We start from the raw sequence: 16,996 nt of genomic DNA on the forward strand, positions 1-16,996 counted from the left end.
CTCCAGCTCTTACCCTTAGGAACTACAGGAATAGCTTAATTAGTTAGAAACCGTTAAGTTTCTGTACTTAGGAATCCCTCAATTCAAATAGCCCATCAGAACATTAAATGCTGGGCAGTTCAAACAATTAGAATTTTGAGAGGGCGTATTAGATTTCTAGCAGGTTGATTAGTAGTTTCTGCTACTTGTTTATATACCTGATCTAGTTTTTTTGCTGTATGCTTAAATGTAAAGTTTTCTTCCACAATTTTCCTTCCGTTTTCAGCAATCCATTGTGCAAATTCTCGTTGAGATAACAAAGCATGGACAAGTCTGGCAAACTCCATTGGATTATTATATTGTTCTACTAGGCAGCCGTTATATTCATCTGTTATAACTTCAGCATTTCCCCCACGGCTTGTTGTAATAATTGGGATTCCAGCAGCCATTGCTTCATAATGAACACGTGCCAATGGTTCGTTCCATTGTGAGCTACATATAAATATATCCCCCATTAGAAATATATTATGAATTTGATCTGCAGGAATAAATTTAGTGAAAATTACGTGTTCTTTAAGTGGCCTGGCTATTTTATAGAGCCTTTTAACATATTTATTTACTCGGTTATCACTAAACCATTTACCACCAACAATTACAAGTACCGTATCTTTATGTGTTTGAATAATCTTCTTCATAGCGTGAATGAGTAAGTCTGGACCTTTATTTTTGCATAATCGGCCGACAAATAGAATCACTTTTTTATCTTGGATAGCGTATTTTGTACGAAATGCATTTCTTATCTTTTGTCCTGTTGGTGTCCAGATGGAGGGAGATTTTTTTAAATTAACACCGGAGTAGACAATGGAAATCTTTTCTTCAGCTTGTGGAAATCTCTCAATCACAGTTTGTTTAATATAGTTACTAACAGTCACAATGGCGGTAACCATTTCAATAATAAGATTGCCTTCACAAATAGATAATTTATGTTCAGCAAACATATCGTTATGAAGACCTAATACAAATTTACTGTGTGGAGAAGCTTGTTTATATAGAGGTATATTTTTAGGACGATTAAAGACATGTATAATATCAAAGGTATTGGTTTGGAGTGTTCTTATAACATGCTGTTCATATTCTTTTTGAGGAAGATACACGTAATTGACATTATCTTGTGTTTTTTGATTTGGAAGACTTGGATCTGAAATAGAGAAAATAGTAAGTTCATAATCTTGACTTATATAGGGGGACACCCCATCAATCATCATTTGAATTGCTCCACCTTTAATCGCTGGAGATGGTAATTTTTCTGTACATATATATGCAATTTTCATAAACTAATCCCCTTTGTATAGTTGTTTTATATAATGATATTCTGCTTCCAGTCCGTCGGATAGAGAAACTGTTGGAGAATATTGCAGTAATGTACTAGCCTTAGATATATCTGCCCATGTTTGCTTTGGTTCCCCAGGAACTGATTTTAGAAAGTTTTTGGTTGCTGATTTACCTAATATTTTTTCTAACATAGAAATGATGTCCAAAATAGATGCTTGTTCTTTTCCACCGATATTGATAACTTCACCTATTATATTTTTTTTTGTTTCTAAAGCAGCCACCGTTCCTCTTATACAGTCATCAATATAGGTAAAATCGCGTGTTTGTGTTCCATCACCAAATATTGTGAGAGGTTTATCTTCTAGCAGTTGTTTAATTAATCTATGAAATGCCATATCAGGACGCTGCCTTGGCCCATAAACTGTGAAATATCTTAAAATAACAATTGGTATGTGAAAATTTTTGTGATAAACATGACATAAGTGCTCACCACTTAATTTGGTAACACCGTATGGAGATAGAGGGGTAGGTAATAAATCTTCAGAAACTGCGCCAGATTTTTCACCATAAACAGAAGATGTTGATATATGAATAAATTTATCTAATTTTATGTGTTTACAGGCTTCAAGTAACTGCTGTGTAACCATTATATTATTTGTAACATAAGGCTGAAAATCTTTTCCCCAACTTGTTCTCACACCAGGGATAGCAGCCAGATGGTAAACAACATCTATATCTTGTAATAATTTTGGTAAATCTGTATTTAGAATGTCCTCTCGTATGAATTGAAAACGTGAATTCAATTCGAGAGATTGTATATTACCTGTCTTTAAAGTGGCTGGAGTAGGACCGATGAAATGATCAATTCCAACTACATGATATGCACTATTTTTAAGTAACGCTTGACACAAATGTGAGCCAATGAAACCAGCGGCTCCTGTTACAAGTATTTTCATGACCGACCCACTCCAATATATTGTAATCCGTATTTTTCTATTTCATCTTTTTCAATGCAATTGCGTCCATCCACGATTGTGCATCCCTTCATAACTTGTTTGACTTGTTTCCAATTAAGTGTTTTAAATTCATTCCATTCCGTGGCGATAATAATGCAATCAGAATTTGTAATTGAAGATTCTAGGTTATCATGCTGTGTAACTTGTCTTTTTAAATGTGGAGGAAGAAAAGCTTTGGGGTCATAAGCATGTAGGTCATAGCCATGAGGGATTAACTTTTCAAGAAGTATTACAGCAAGGGAGCTACGAATATCATCAGTATTTGGCTTAAAGGCAATTCCTAAAACCGTTATTTTTTTTGAAGAGGGTTCTTTTATAACTTTTTTAATTTTTTCAACATAGAGATCTATCTGTGTGGAGTTAATGGATTGTACAGCTTGTAAAATAGGAACTGCTACGTGCTTATCATTTGCTGTATAGATGAGTGAATGTAAATCTTTTGGGAAACATGATCCTCCATACCCCATTCCCGCTTGAAGAAAATGAGGATTAATTCGAAAATCATAACCAATTCCTTTTGCCACTTCAACAACGTCAATGTTATATGCATCACAAATTCGAGAAATTTCATTTATAAAAGATATTTTTGTAGCCAAAAATACATTGGATGTATATTTAATCATCTCTGCTTCATTTAAACCAGTACAAAGGAAAGGAGCACTAATTTCTTTATATATATCCTGCATAATTTTTAGCGACTTTGTGTCACCTTTTTGGATACCTATAATAGTTCTATCTGGAATGAGCATATCGCGAACAGCAGAGCCTTCGCGAAGAAATTCCGGATTGGAAACAATATTGAATAGGGATGATGAAACCCCACATTTAATGAGTGTTTCATATAATTGTTGATTTGTACCTGGTGGAACTGTGCTTTTCGTAATAATAGTTTTATACGATGTTATAGCTGGAACTAATAGATCAATGACGGAGTAGATATATTTTAAATCCGTCTTTCCACTTGATGTAGAAGGAGTCCCTACAGCAATAAAAATAACGGGTGATTGTCGAATAGCATTATCGATATCACAACTGAATTGTAATCGGTTTCTATTTTTATGAATAAGCTCCTTTAAATCCGGTTCATAAATGGGACATTCCCCCTTTTGGAGAGAATGAATTTTTTCTTGATCCTTATCTACACATATAACATCATGACCTAAATCTGCTAATACTGCTGCTGATGTGATCCCAACATAACCAGAGCCTATAATACATATATCCATATAATAATCACCTTTCTAAACTTAGTACTATAGTACTAGTTGTTACAGTATATTGATGGACAGGTTGGATTGGTGACAAATGAAAGGGCCTATTCATATAAGCAATGAAAGCAATCAGAAGGCAAAAGCCTCTTTTGGAATCATGATGCGCGGGTAAGGAGGTTACTGAATATTAATATTGTAAACACTCGAGGGAGCGAGAGATTAGTGATTAAAAAAGCAATCATTCCAGCCGCTGGTTACGGCACAAGGAGCCTTCCAATTACAAAAGTAATTCCAAAAGAAATGTTTCCAATAGGTAATAAACCTGCGATTCATTATATTGTGGAAGAAGCTGTAAAGTCAGGTATTGAGCAAATATTAATTGTACTTTCTAGCAGAAAGGATTTAATAGTTGATTACTTTGATTATTCATTAGAATTGGAGGCTTTTTTAGAAAAAGAAAAAAAAGCCCATCTGTTAAAAGGGCTTGCTATTCCTAATGTTCAAATCCATTATATAAGGCAGCCATATGCAAGAGGACTTGGTGAGGCGATAAAATTAGGTGAAACATTTATTGGTAATGAACCTTTTGCTGTACTCTTGCCAGATGATATTGTAGTTTCGGATAAAGAAACTGCTTTAAATCAGTTAATTAGTATTTATAAAGAGACGAAAAATAGTGTAATAGGCATTCATACGGTACCAGATGAGTGCATAGAGAAGTATGGTATTATTGAAGGGAATATTGTAAAAGGAAATTATGTGAACATTACAAATATTATAGAAAAGCCAAAAGTAAATCCTCCATCTAATCTTGCAGTAATTGGTAGATATGTTTTCACACCTGATATTTTTCCTTTATTAAAAAATATTCAACCTGGTGTTGGAGGGGAATATCAATTAACAGATGCGATTCATTCTTTAATCATGACAAAAAAAGTATATGGAAAAATGATTGATGGGAAACGATTTGATATCGGACAAGAAGATGAATATATGCAGCTTCTTAATCTTATATATGGACAAAACAAAACAGGTAAAAATTAATTTGTGGAAAAGGATCAAAACAATATACACTTGAGATCAATAAACGATTCCTGAAGATTTGATGAAACTTATGTAAAAGTTAAGGGTAATTTATTTATATCGTACCTTTGAGTCAGAAGGGTGTACAATCAACTATTATTTAAACAGGTATAGGAATCATATGGCTGCAAAGTACTTTTTCAAAAAGCCTTGCGGTCTTTTCATGTTTCAAATCCTCATGTTATCGCAGGAGAACAAAATTCAACCTAACCGATTGTAATTGCAAAAAGAAAAAAGATACCCTTAGGCATCTCAATCAGACAAGTAAAATATCTAAATAACATTACGGAACAGATCATTGTTTTATTAAGAAACGGGATCTTACCGACATTACCGTCAACCAAATATACATTCATACCCATAATCGATAGAAAACATCATTATATGTATTTCCTTACGACAAAAAATGGATTGCGAACCCTCAGTCATTCAAGAGTCCGGTTCGTTGATCCGTTAGAATTAGAGCTCGCAACTTTAGTCATGGGAGTATTAATTCAGATTATTCCCGATATTTTTTAGCTTTTGAGTACTTTCCTGAAAAAGTTCGTAATGCTGAGTCTTTATCTTCATAAAACAGCATCTTCACACAACGGATACCTTCAACTATCCCCCCATCCCGATTAAGCTACTCCACTTCTCTATCAAATGAAACTTTTATGTATTTTCTCACATTCTATTGCAACAAGCATATATTATATAGAAAACATTCCTTTCTAACGAAACTCATTAGGCCCTTTTTTGGGGCTTTTTTTATTGTATGATTTTTTAGTCGGGTATATACCTTAATTTATACTTAAATATTCCCAAAGAGTTTTGCAATTAATTGTCGTTTACATGTCTATTTAAACTAAATATAACAAATTTGGTTGTATGACGTGGGAATTTTATTTAAAAAATGATAATAAGTATATGCATTCAACACTTTATGTTTTGCTTGTTTTATATATTAATTGTTTTATATGTTTTATATGTTTATATGTTTTAAGAGCATGAAATGTCTTGATATATAAGGGATTATAACTCTTAATTATAACAAAAGTGGTTCTAAAGATAACAAACTTGGTTGTAACTATAACAAAAATGGTTCTAAAGATAACAAATTTAGTTGCTGAGCTCTAACAAAGATGGTTTTAAAGGTAACAAACTTGGTTGTAATCATAACAAAAATGGTTTTAAAGGTAACAAATTTGGTTACTGAACTCTAGCAAAAATAGTTCTAAAGGTAACAAATTTGGTTACTGAACTCTAGCAAAAATAGTTCTAAAGGTAACAAATTTGGTTGTTTAATTCTAGCAAAAATAGTTCTAAAGATAATCATTTTAGTTTTAACTATAACAAAAATGATTATAAAGATAACAAATTTAGTTTTAACCATAACAACAATGGTTCTAAAGATAACAAATTTGTTTATATACTTTACAACTCTAAATATTCCTGAAAATTTTTCACTATTTAAATAATTTTATATAAAACAAAGGGCTTCTCAACAATAATAGTGAGGATAAAATTTTCTGAATTGATAAAAAATTAACTATAACAAAGGGAATATATTTGTTATAGTTAATAGAACAGTAGAGGTAAGAAAGAAGGGACGTATGTAGGTATGTCTGAAAATCAAGATTTGCAGATTAAAGAAAATAATATTGTTTCAAAATCAAATACTTTAATTGAAGCAAATTCACGTTTAAATTTAGTAGAACAAAAAATATTACTTTGTTTGGCTAGTAATATTGAACCCAATGATCGGGATTTTAAAACTTACACATTCCCCATCAAACATTTTCATGATCTACTTGGTCTAAATGGATCTACTAAATATTCGGAGTTAAGTAAAATTACAAAGGAATTATTATCAAAAGTAATTGAAATTCGGACGGGGGAAGAGCTGATACAGGTATCTTGGCTTTCTTCAGCAATTTACAACAGAAATAAAGGAACAATTGATATGCGTTTTGATCCGTTATTAAAGCCATTTCTATTAGAATTAAGCAGCAAGTTTACAAGCTATAGATTAGCTAATGTTGTTAAATTGAAAAGTACATACGCTATACGTATTTATGAACTACTTAAACAATATGAAGATTTAAAGGAACGTACAATTAGTCTAGAAAATTTAAGGTATTACTTAGATGCAATGGATATATACCCTAACTATGCAAATTTTAAGCAACGTGTATTAAAACCTTCCCAAAAAGAATTGGACCAAAAAACAGATATTTCTTTTGAATTTGAAGAAATCAAATTAGGCAGGAAAGTACAAAAAATTAAATTTATTATCCGTGGCCAAAAAAAGAAAGATAACAATTTAGTTCATTTTGAAAAAAATTTAGATAAATTTCAACAGCCCAATACATTTGAACAAAAAATTAAAAATTTTGAAGAACGCTGTAAAGAAAAAGTGTTTCCTAAAGTTTTAAAAAAATGGGAAGCTCATAAAGAAATTGTATTAGAAATAATTGAGGATATACGATTTCGTTCAAATATTGATTCTCCAATAGGTTATGTAGAATTCACTCTAAATTCCCGATTAAAAGAACTGCATAATAAAGAAATATCAACCCAAAGTAGTCAAATTGAGAATAAGTCTCATAATAATAGAGTATTAGAGATTGATAACATTATAGATTTAGTTATCAGTAAATATTCAACATCTACAGGTGCTATAGCTACATTTTTAGTTAAAGATACAGCAATTGAGAAACTAGTGAGAGTAGTTACATTAGAAGAAGCTGAAGCCATTTGGATAGAACACGAAACGTTTGTTATGGATAAAATTTATGAATACATTGAAAAGAATAGAAGAAAGAAAAGATACTAGATGTGAACTACCCGCCACTTAACGTCCTAACGGACTGTTTGAAGTGGGTGCTTCTCGGTTAGTCGTTACTGCTAACGAATTCGTCCTAAGACAGCCGAGCTAACTCCCTTGTTCCAAAGGTTATTTTATTGCTATTTATGCTAACGCTAATAGGCGTATTGCTTCATTTTTGATATTGATAGCTGAGTTATAATCTCTATCGAGATTTACACCGTATATACAAGAATATACTCGTTCAGACAATGTCATATTTTTCACATTTCCACAACTGTTACATGTTTTTGTGGAAGGAAACCATTTGTCTATTTTCACAAGTTGTTTTCCTTGTTCGTTTAGTTTATAAGCTAAGAAAGAAGTGAACATACCCCACCCATTATCAGCGACACTTTTTCCAAAATGAAGTGCTTGCGACATTCCTTTCATGTTTAGGTCTTCAATAGCTACAACATCAAAATTAGCAGCTAACTTTTTAGACTCATGATGAAGGAACTTCTCGTTTGATGACGTACTTTTTATAAATATAGCCCACAGACACACAAAAATATTTTAATTACTGAAAAATCACATCAATATATGACATGAGCTCATTTTGAAAAATTCCTCGTCAAAAAGAAGCATATATGATGAAGAAGACATACTTTACACTATATTCCATTGGAAAGGTGAGGAAACGTATATGAATTTACATTACAAGAAAAATTTCATTATAACAAGCACGCCTTATTTCTCACATATTAATTTATCAGGTCTTCCTGAAGTAACAAGAATATCTTCATGCTTTCCTGAAACTCCAAAAACGAAAAAACCACCAAAATCCCCCAAATTAAGAACATTGTGCTTTAGACAATTTGTAGAGCATAAAATCCAGTTAATTCCTCCTGCAAAAAAAGGAACTATCAAAGTTGATAGACAGATATTTACTACGATTGAAAAGGTGTGTTCAGAAGTAGTCAATATTTCGGGATTTATCCGTAAGACTGTTACTTATACAGCAGTAGCTTATAACAGGATAATTCCAAACTATAGGATCCAAGATGACGTTCCCTTTCAAGGTCTTATAGAATCAAAAGATATTAAAGAGGAGCATCAATTTAGCATCATCGAAGAAAAAATACTCGGTAATGTTTTTACACATGAAGCTAACTTTGAAAATCCAAATAAATTTCAAGTATATAAATGTCCCATTGCTCACAATTTTGTAGAGAAAGATGTTGTAAAAGTTTCTATAAAAATGAATACTTAATAATTCATACCCCCTTATCTTGAATATGAAGGTAGCTCATGTCAGAGACTAACTCTGCAATTACTGTTCTTTCTAACATAACTTATTATCTACTGAAAAAGCATTTTTAATGGATTCAATACCATTCCCATCAACTTAAGAATTTTCACTACCGCTAAGTACAAAAAACGTTCTTTTTTCTTTTTTCCTCTTTTCGGGAGATGGGCAAAAATATTTATATATAAAACTTAATTAATTGGTATATACTTCTTGAACCCCTTACTTATAGTTACATTGTATCCATTTTTAGTGAAGGATTTATGTGCTTTTATTCTAGTTGTACTACGTGAACTACTCGCCACTTAGCTAAGCTTGAAGTGGGAGCTTCTCAGTTCCATGACGAAAGTAACCTTTCGTCTCCCTGAGCGTTACTTCGGGGTGTTCCCCCCCTAGATGTCCAACGCTTGGATGCTCTTTTGGTACGGTTGATATTTTACGCAGGAACCGAATGGCTTGGTTTTCGCACTCTATTTTCTTCCTGCAACCTCATATATCAAGTTATCAAAGAACTTCATATAGCTAGTTTATCAAAAGTTTTTGGCTATGCCAAACCGAAATTCATCTCCCACCTACCGTTGGGCTATCGCCCTTCACACGCTTGAGGAAGGAGAATTCTTTCGGTAAATTCGTTAAAAAGATAATTCTTGTGAATCCCCTTGTAATTGATATCTGTTCTACATGTTTCAATAACTTTTCACCTATCCCATTACCTCGAAAATCTTCATTTACAATCACATACTCTAGAACAGTATATGGTCTAAATTGATATCCAGGATCAAGACAAGAATCCAACCTATCCTATGGTTATTACTGAGTTGAAGAAAGAGAAAAAGATGCCTGTAGGCATCCAAATCAGGCAAATAAAATATCTAAATAACATTGTAGAACAAGATCATCGTTTTATTAAGAAACGTGTGCGTTCTAAGTTGGAATTCAAATCATTTAAAACAGCACCCTCTATATTAAGTGGTGTTGAAACTATGCATATGATGATATTTAATTTTTAGCACAATAAATGTTGGCTAAACATATATTATAAATGGGTATCACTCCCCATTTATATTTATAGTTTCCTTTTAAGAACACCAACAGGCGTTGGTGTTCTTTTAAGTAGGTTGGGTTTGAAAAATAAGAAGCACTCAAAATGAGTGCTTCTTTGTTTTATATTTGTACTTGTTGTACTTGTAAAACTTTTAAAGTAAGATCTAGTACAATTTTTTCACGAAGTGTATCAAATGTTTCGTTTAATTCTGTTGGACAAGGGGAAAAGTCTAATTCAAAGAAGTTAGCGCTGACTAATTCGCAATATGGCTGTTCGTTATAAACAACTGCATTTTCGAAGAAGTATTTGTCTAAACGTGGTAAATCACCGTTTTGTGGATTAATAAAGTGAGATGTTGTGTCTGAGGAAGCTGCTATTAGAGGTAGTGTTAGAAAATCACCCTCTGTTAAATCTGCAAAACCAGAGAATGGAACATTTGCAATACGATCAAATAGCACTGAATTACATCCATCACCTGCATATTCAATGTTTTTACGAATAAACCCTTGTACAAATAATTTTGCTCTTGTAACTTGGCGGTAAACTGTACCTGCTACTGGAGTAAATGCTACAGGAACTAACTTACATTGTGTTAAAAATACGTTTTTTAGGACACGTTTAATTTCAGTTGCTGCAGGTTCTAATGTAATATCAGTTTCTACAACAATTTGAACTGTTCTTTCTGCTAATACAACTGGAATTTTTACAATTGGTGCTCCTGGAGTAAGAATTGGTGCTGCAGCTGCATCACTTAATGGTGTTTGAGTTTGTCCTGCTGTTTGACAAGGTACATTGATTGGACATTGTTCGCTCATATTATCTAATCTCCTTTTTAAAATTACTTTATATTTTTAAAACTTTTCTATGTAAATATATTCATTTTTTTTATTGATGTATAAGCTTGTATAATAGGTTTTAAAATTTTTAAATTTTTTGCAGATGTTTTTTTGACTTTATCATTAAAAATTGAAAATATTAAGTTTCTAACCGAAAGATGGGGAGACTCAGGGTGTGGATATTTCTTTTTTGCGTTGATTTTTTGGATAATACCGTTTGTAATGTGGCTCCTCGCCGATTAGAAAATCACATTGTTATTACAAGTCGCATTTCATCCTCTTATCTAAAGGAGGAACTATTATTATGGGCTATGGTGGTAGTTGTAGCGAAGGCTGCGTTTTTGCTGGAGAATTTGCTTTATTAGTTGTATTATTTATTTTATTAATCATCGTTGGAGCTGCTTGCTTCTGCTAAAAAAACTATTAGAAAAGACACTCTTATATGAGTGTTTTTCTTTATGAAAAAAATCCCCACACAATGTACAGAGATAAACCTAATAATAAATATTAACTTACTATTTAATAACAACAAATATATGTCTCCTCCTCATTATTCTCACGTTTTATTCTTCCCTTGCGTATTAACAGGTTTAATTCTTTTATCTCTTAAAAAATCGTCTCGATTTTTTTTACTGTTTTCCTTCTTACTTGTCCTTCACGTTCATATCGATTTAAAGTGTCCAATATATAATCCCTTATCTCCTGATCACTCAAATTTTTTGTTGAAATACCAACAATTGATTTACTATTCAAACAAAAAAATATGTCAGTTATTAAAACAGTGCCAAAAGCCGAAAATCTTATACCTATAGTATTATCAATAATTAGATCCCAAGTATCATATGTATGTATATCCTTACCGTTTACATTTAAAATACCTTTGACACTATTAATCTTTCTGAATAAGCAGGGGTCCCGCCAACAAATCGCGATTATCTTAACTAGTCATTACGTATGACTTTACAGTATTCATTGTAAAGTTATACGTTTTTTTATTCCGTTAAAGACTATATAACTATACTGATTTTTATAGTATGTATAGTAAATAAAGAAGGGAGGAATATTGGGAGATGGAAATTATTCTGCTAACTGGCAGAATTAATTGTTGAATATAGAAAAGGGAGATATAAAGATAAAAGGTTCCCATCTAAGAACCCTTTTTTTGTGGTAACTTCATTATGTATCCTTTTTTAAAGGATACATAATGAAGTTGATAAATTGGAAATTGGCATTATTCATACCTTAACAAAACGTTAAACAAAGTTGTTCCAAAATCATGTCAGCCGAATAGCCACGTATTTCTCTTTGAAATAAATAGAAATCACTGCTCAAAGCAGCCAGCAACATATCAGCTCTAAAGACGCTGTTAGGTTGTTTTTTCTCGGTTCTATGCATCTCTTCAAATAATTCTACGAATAGCTGATGCAATTCGTAATATAAAGGACTCTTATCCCTTGAACGTGGATTACTTGAAGTAGAATTCTCTACTCCTGTAAGCAATTGTGCTTTTTTTTCTCTGAAACGGACAAATAAGCTGAGTACGCCTTTTATTCGTTGACTTGGCGGCTCAGTCCCGTTCTGCTTCAAGTATGCTTCGATATTCTCAAAAAGCATATCGATATTATCTTTGATTAAATCAAGACACAATTCACTTTTATTTCTATAACGGCGATAAAGCGTTCCTGCACCAATTCCCGCCTCTGTTGCTATTTGATTCATACTGACTTGTTCAACACCATTTTGTTCAAATAGCCTAAGAGCCGTATTTAATATACGTTGGCGATTCTCGGCAGCGTCACGCCGCTCAGTCCGATTATGGGTTTTATTCTCATCATTTGCCATACCAACACTCCCTAACATCTACATTCCTTGACAAGCGGAGAGTTCTCCACTTACAATCTTAAAGGGAGAACTCTCCACTTAATTTTAACCTACTGTAAAGGAGTTATGCAAATATGCAAAATCAAGATAGTAACCCCGCATTATTAGTTATGGATTTACAAAATGGTATTGTATCACGTTTCTCAGAAAATAAAGAAGTATTACTTCCATTCCAAAAAGCTGTTGAAGCAGCACGTCAAAATAATATTCCCGTTATTTTTGTTCGACTAGGATTTAGTGAAGGCTATCCAGAATTGAGTCCACAAAATAAAGGATTCTCAGCCATTACTAAAATGGGCGGAATGACTGTCTCGGATGCAGGGACACAAATTCACGAATCTGTTCAGCCTGAAGCAAATGAACCTGTTGTAACGAAGTACAGAGTTAGTGCATTCGCTGGCAGTAACCTTGAAGTTTTACTCCGTTCGCAGCAAATCGATTCGCTTGTTCTCAGTGGTATTGCTACAAGCGGTGTGGTTTTATCCACTTTACGGGAAGCAGCAGACAAAGACTTTGCAATAACGGTACTTTCTGATTCTTGTCTCGATGCCGATTCTGAGGTTCACCGCGTTCTTATGGAAAAGGTATTCCCTCGTCAAGCAGATGTGGTTACTGTTGATGCTTGGATTAAAACACTGGATTAATATCATAACTAAGCAAACGCCTCTCAAGGATTTTCTCCTAAAGTGGCGTTTGTTTGATTTTACTTAGAACATTATTAGTTATAGAAATAAAAAATGAAAGGACAGGTTATACTCATGCCGATTTGGAAAAGGAATTTAATTGTTTGCTGGTTTGGGATGTTTGTAACGGGTGTGGGAATGAGTCAGCTTGCACCAGTGTTGCCGCTTTATATCAAGCATCTTGGAGTTGATAATGCAGCTTTAATTGCACAGTTGTCCGGATTTTCTTTCGGTATAACCTTTATTATTTCTGCCATTTTTTCGCCAATTTGGGGGCTTGCTGCGGATAAATACGGACGAAAACCAATGCTTTTGCGGGCGAGCCTTGGTATGGCAATAGTTATAGGTAGTATGGGTTTTGCTTCGAATGTATATGTATTGATAGGATTAAGATTATTACAGGGTGTAATAACAGGATACAGTTCAGCCTGTACTACACTAATTGCAACTCAGACGGAAAAGGAACATTCAGGGTGGGCTTTAGGTACCCTTTCAACGGCAAGTATTTCGGGTTCTTTACTTGGACCCATGATTGTCGGCTTCATGGCGGAGAATTTTGGATTACAAAATGTATTCTTTATAACGGGGTCAATGATGCTTATTGCATTTATTATTACCGCTTTATTTGTAAAGGAGTCCTTCAACCGCGAGGATAAAAAAGTGCTTAGTGCCAAGGAAACATGGAGGAATGTACCTGAAAAGAGCTTAACTATTACCATGTTTGTGACTTTTTTTTATAATATATATGGCATTGTATGCAATAGAACCAATCATCACAGTATATGTGACTCAATTGTCCCGTGGTACTAGTCATATTGCATTGATAGCTGGTATCGTATTCTCTGCTTCAGGGATGGCAAATATAATTGCCGCTCCAAGACTGGGTAAAATTTCCGATAAAATAGGACCCCAGAAAGTAATATTAGTCGCCCTTGTAGTAGCGGGACTCATTTTTATACCAGAAGCCTTTGTAAAAAATCCTTGGCAGTTAATGGTACTTCAATTTTTATTGGGATTAACCACGGCTGGCTTGGCTCCTGCAGTTAGCGTTTTAATTAAGAAAATCACACCATCTGCTCTTACAGGTAGGGTTTTTGGCTTTAATATGTCAGCAGGATATATTGGTGTATTTGGAGGGTCTGTTTTAGGAGGGCAAGTGGCAGCCCATATAGGTATCCGATATGTATTTTTTATTACAAGTGCATTGTTACTGATAAATGCTGTGTGGGTTTACTACATAGTATATAAAAAGCTTAATTTAAAAGAAGAAAACCTATTAAGAAGAAAAAGCATCACTTGATGGTCTCTAAATAAAGGTATCCGGAATCCTTGTTCATGGGGTTCGATAGTTCAATAAAACAGTATAAAAGATTGATTATTATATAGGCCAGTTTTACTTTGAATACATGTAAATGATGTGAGAACCATTGTTATTCCAATAGTTCTCACATCGAAGTTAAGATAATCGGAAATTTCGTACGCTAAGGATTTTCTAAGTTGAAAAACCTGGGTTTACCGTACATTAAGAGAGTTCCATAAACGATATTCACTATTTGTTATAGCACTTTGTTTTTTGTAATGAGTTTTAGAACTGGCTTTTGAACATATTTCTGTTAGTTTCATTAGAACTCAATAAAGTGCCTTAAACGACGAGTTTTGGAACAAATATTGACAGGCTGCTTTTTTAATTTTGTCCCGCAATCGGGCCATCTAATGGAATTAAGGTAGGGATTACTCAAAGGGAACTCGAAGTTACGTCATGGCATTTTATTCGATAATCTAGAGTAACTATGTTATGTAAGGAAGGCACTAATATAAGTCTTGGAAATATAAGTACTTGAAAGTTGTACAAGGAAGGTTTAAAAGCATTTGGATAGTTGTGAATAAATAATTATGAAACAAAGTGAGTTAGAATTTGTAGAGGAGAGGAGAAGATGACAATTAGTACAGAGAGGAAGGCCTCAAGATTGATGAGGTTCCGTAGAATCTGCGGTTATGGTGCGGCAATAGCAGTAACACCTTACCTGCTGATCAAAATCGTATGGACTTTTGGTTTCTTCCTTCCAACCGAGCAAATGGGTGACGCCAGCTGGCGCATTATAAACGCAGTAACTGTCGTTCTCGCTGCTATTGGCCTCCTTCTTGCAATGGCGTTTTGCAGGCCATGGGGTGAGCGGCTACCTGCGTGGTTGGTTGCTCTACCCATTTGGATTGGTACCGGTTTGCTCGTTCCCATTTTGTTGATCGCACCGGTTCTGGGACCTGCAGCTATGATCCGGGATCAAGAAGCAGGTGCCGCCGACTTCTGGGTATACGAGCAGATCTTCGTCATGATCTCACTTTTCGGGATTGGCATCTTCCTGCCGCTTGCATTAGCGGGGTATGCAATGGCACGTTGGCCAGAGGCGCTGAGTGGCACAACCGACTACAAGGAGTTGCCGGGCAATACTTTACAACTACAGATCATTTTGGCTAGGATTGCCGCTGCCGGTTGCATTCTGCTCGGTGTCATCAAGGTGTTTTGGGCGGTTGGTGGCTCTTTTGGCATCGACCCGACAACTATGGGGGGACGCGATGTATGGTGGTACCTGCTGTCATTGAGTACAGGGGGGTGGTCCTTTGCTGGTGCGTGGGGCATACTGGTGGTATCATCCCGCCGTGGATCAAGGTGGTTTCTACCTCCTATGACAGCAGCATGGATTTCATCGGGAGCGTTGTTCTCCAACAACCTCTATTCCGCCTTATCTTCAGTTCGACTCGATGCGCCACCCTCTCCAGAGTACCCATTGGCATGGTTGTTGACCACACAGGTAGGCATCGTCTTAGGTATAATAATGGGGATGATTATCCTGCTGGTGCTGCACGAACGCCGTCGAGCCCTTCGAGATGAGTCCAACTGAAGTCGATTACACAGAACCACGGACTATCGGAATTGTACAAGAGCTCATTTCGCGTGGAGAAGAGGTAGTGTACTTTACAATCGAAGATTTTCGAGAGCTAAAATAATTAGTGGTTTATTCGATTAAAGGGCGCTTTAATGGAGCAACGAAAAAAGCCTAATTTCTCAATTTTAATGAGAAATTGGGCTTTTTATATTTACTCATAGTGCAAAATAGCGCTTGAAATAGGTGCAAAATAACTCCTAAAGTGACACATCAAAGATTGATACACAAATTAAAAAGAGTCCTGTTATTATCAGCAGGACTCTTTTTTTACTTTTTGTTGTTCTTTTAAATTTGAGGTCTCGCCGTCAAAACGCGAAAATCACATACTATGACATTTACTGGAAGAGGAAACTGCAAATTCCTTAGGCTAAGAAGATAACTTCACCAAAAGCTAAATCAAAAACAAATTACCAAAATTAAAAAAGACCACCCTAGGGTGGTCTTCTTATGTAGGGCGGGAAGACATCGGTCTTCCCTTCGGGTTGCCCCGATGGAAATGGCGTTTTGTTTCCAAAACTGTTTTTCCTGATTACATATTATTCAGGAGTTTCAGTTTAGTTCCTAAATTACTCAATAAAAAACCAAAAGTTTAAAATATATAACTTTTCGTCTTTTTGTATTAATTACCCACCCAGGTCTTCTCCCCTTGTTTTGGGTGGAATGGTGAAGGCTGGGGTGAAGCGAATCGAGGGGCTAGCCCCTTCTAATTTGAAAGTGAAATTTTTATCTTTAAATAAAAAATCCACACTTAACTAGACTCATATACTCACACCATCTTTTCTAGACGAGCATAAGATGTACTAACGAACGAAAGGGGGTAATATTATGGGTTTTGGTTTTGGTGGAGGTTGTGATTTCAACAGATGTGATGATCGGAGAGATCATCAT

General features: G+C 34.5%; 11 protein-coding genes and 6 pseudogenes. 9 read left to right on the forward strand and 8 right to left on the reverse strand.

Features of this window, described 5'->3' with window-relative positions:
• Nucleotides 1-119 precede the first annotated feature (119 nt).
• From FT637_RS27500 to FT637_RS27510, 3 genes are read right to left on the reverse strand one after another with little or no spacing between them, the layout of a single operon-like run.
• On the reverse strand, nucleotides 120-1,310 hold the full coding sequence (locus tag FT637_RS27500) for a glycosyltransferase family 4 protein (RefSeq protein ID WP_193648951.1): 1,191 nt from the start codon (nucleotides 1,308-1,310) through the stop codon (nucleotides 120-122).
• A gap of 3 nt (nucleotides 1,311-1,313) precedes the next feature.
• Nucleotides 1,314-2,267: an NAD-dependent epimerase/dehydratase family protein gene (locus FT637_RS27505; RefSeq protein ID WP_193648952.1), complete on the reverse strand. Its 954-nt coding sequence runs from the start codon at nucleotides 2,265-2,267 to the stop codon at nucleotides 1,314-1,316.
• Nucleotides 2,264-3,553 carry a UDP-glucose dehydrogenase family protein gene (locus tag FT637_RS27510; protein ID WP_193648953.1) on the reverse strand — a complete coding sequence of 430 codons (1,290 nt, stop codon included), beginning with the start codon at nucleotides 3,551-3,553 and terminating at the stop codon, nucleotides 2,264-2,266. Before FT637_RS27510 ends, FT637_RS27505 begins: the two co-directional genes overlap by 4 nt.
• Before the next feature lie 207 nt (nucleotides 3,554-3,760).
• Between FT637_RS27510 and FT637_RS27515 the strand changes: the two genes are divergently transcribed.
• The 3 genes and pseudogenes from FT637_RS27515 (at nucleotide 3,761) to FT637_RS27520 (ending at nucleotide 7,439) form a co-directional block, all read left to right on the forward strand.
• Nucleotides 3,761-4,582, forward strand: coding sequence for a UTP--glucose-1-phosphate uridylyltransferase (locus tag FT637_RS27515; protein WP_193648954.1), 822 nt, complete (start codon nucleotides 3,761-3,763; stop codon nucleotides 4,580-4,582).
• 88 nt (nucleotides 4,583-4,670) lie between these two features.
• Nucleotides 4,671-4,938, forward strand: a pseudogene (locus tag FT637_RS30180) (DDE-type integrase/transposase/recombinase); the annotation flags it as partial.
• 1,286 nt (nucleotides 4,939-6,224) lie between these two features.
• Nucleotides 6,225-7,439 (forward strand): replication initiation protein, encoded by a 1,215-nt coding sequence (locus FT637_RS27520; protein ID WP_193648955.1) that lies wholly within the window; start codon nucleotides 6,225-6,227, stop codon nucleotides 7,437-7,439.
• Between the two features lie 135 nt (nucleotides 7,440-7,574).
• Here FT637_RS27520 and FT637_RS27525 read toward each other — a convergent pair.
• Nucleotides 7,575-7,931: pseudogene (locus FT637_RS27525) on the reverse strand (RNA-guided endonuclease InsQ/TnpB family protein); the annotation flags it as partial.
• Nucleotides 7,932-8,115: 184 nt separating this feature from the next.
• On the opposite strand from FT637_RS27525, the gene FT637_RS27530 reads away from it, so the two are divergent.
• Nucleotides 8,116-8,682 (forward strand): hypothetical protein, encoded by a 567-nt coding sequence (locus FT637_RS27530; protein WP_193648956.1) that lies wholly within the window; start codon nucleotides 8,116-8,118, stop codon nucleotides 8,680-8,682.
• Between the two features lie 227 nt (nucleotides 8,683-8,909).
• Here FT637_RS27530 and FT637_RS30185 read toward each other — a convergent pair.
• Both FT637_RS30185 and FT637_RS27535 read right to left on the reverse strand, forming a co-directional pair.
• Nucleotides 8,910-9,005 (reverse strand): annotated as a pseudogene (locus FT637_RS30185) (GNAT family N-acetyltransferase); the annotation flags it as partial.
• 340 nt (nucleotides 9,006-9,345) lie between these two features.
• A pseudogene (locus tag FT637_RS27535) lies at nucleotides 9,346-9,504 on the reverse strand (GNAT family N-acetyltransferase); the annotation flags it as partial.
• On the opposite strand from FT637_RS27535, the pseudogene FT637_RS27540 reads away from it, so the two are divergent.
• Nucleotides 9,501-9,713: pseudogene (locus FT637_RS27540) on the forward strand (DDE-type integrase/transposase/recombinase); the annotation flags it as partial. The pseudogenes FT637_RS27535 and FT637_RS27540 overlap by 4 nt on opposite strands.
• Nucleotides 9,714-9,882: 169 nt before the next feature.
• Here the strand turns inward: FT637_RS27540 and FT637_RS27545 are convergent.
• Nucleotides 9,883-10,578: a CsxC family protein gene (locus FT637_RS27545; protein ID WP_193648957.1), complete on the reverse strand. Its 696-nt coding sequence runs from the start codon at nucleotides 10,576-10,578 to the stop codon at nucleotides 9,883-9,885.
• A 325-nt stretch (nucleotides 10,579-10,903) separates the two neighbouring features.
• Between FT637_RS27545 and FT637_RS27550 the strand changes: the two genes are divergently transcribed.
• Nucleotides 10,904-11,014 (forward strand): YjcZ family sporulation protein, encoded by a 111-nt coding sequence (locus FT637_RS27550; protein ID WP_193648958.1) that lies wholly within the window; start codon nucleotides 10,904-10,906, stop codon nucleotides 11,012-11,014.
• A gap of 827 nt (nucleotides 11,015-11,841) precedes the next feature.
• Here the strand turns inward: FT637_RS27550 and FT637_RS27555 are convergent.
• Nucleotides 11,842-12,441: a TetR/AcrR family transcriptional regulator gene (locus tag FT637_RS27555; protein WP_193648959.1), complete on the reverse strand. Its 600-nt coding sequence runs from the start codon at nucleotides 12,439-12,441 to the stop codon at nucleotides 11,842-11,844.
• A 113-nt stretch (nucleotides 12,442-12,554) separates the two neighbouring features.
• Between FT637_RS27555 and FT637_RS27560 the strand changes: the two genes are divergently transcribed.
• From FT637_RS27560 to FT637_RS27570, 3 genes and pseudogenes are all read left to right on the forward strand, one after another.
• On the forward strand, nucleotides 12,555-13,124 hold the full coding sequence (locus FT637_RS27560; RefSeq protein WP_193648960.1) for a cysteine hydrolase family protein: 570 nt from the start codon (nucleotides 12,555-12,557) through the stop codon (nucleotides 13,122-13,124).
• Between the two features lie 114 nt (nucleotides 13,125-13,238).
• Nucleotides 13,239-14,463: pseudogene (locus tag FT637_RS27565) on the forward strand (multidrug efflux MFS transporter).
• Nucleotides 14,464-15,097: 634 nt separating this feature from the next.
• On the forward strand, nucleotides 15,098-16,063 hold the full coding sequence (locus tag FT637_RS27570; protein WP_193648961.1) for a hypothetical protein: 966 nt from the start codon (nucleotides 15,098-15,100) through the stop codon (nucleotides 16,061-16,063).
• Nucleotides 16,064-16,996 lie beyond the last annotated feature (933 nt).

Source organism: Bacillus cereus (genome assembly GCF_015071065.1).
GTDB lineage: Bacteria > Bacillota > Bacilli > Bacillales > Bacillaceae_G > Bacillus_A > Bacillus_A cereus_BA.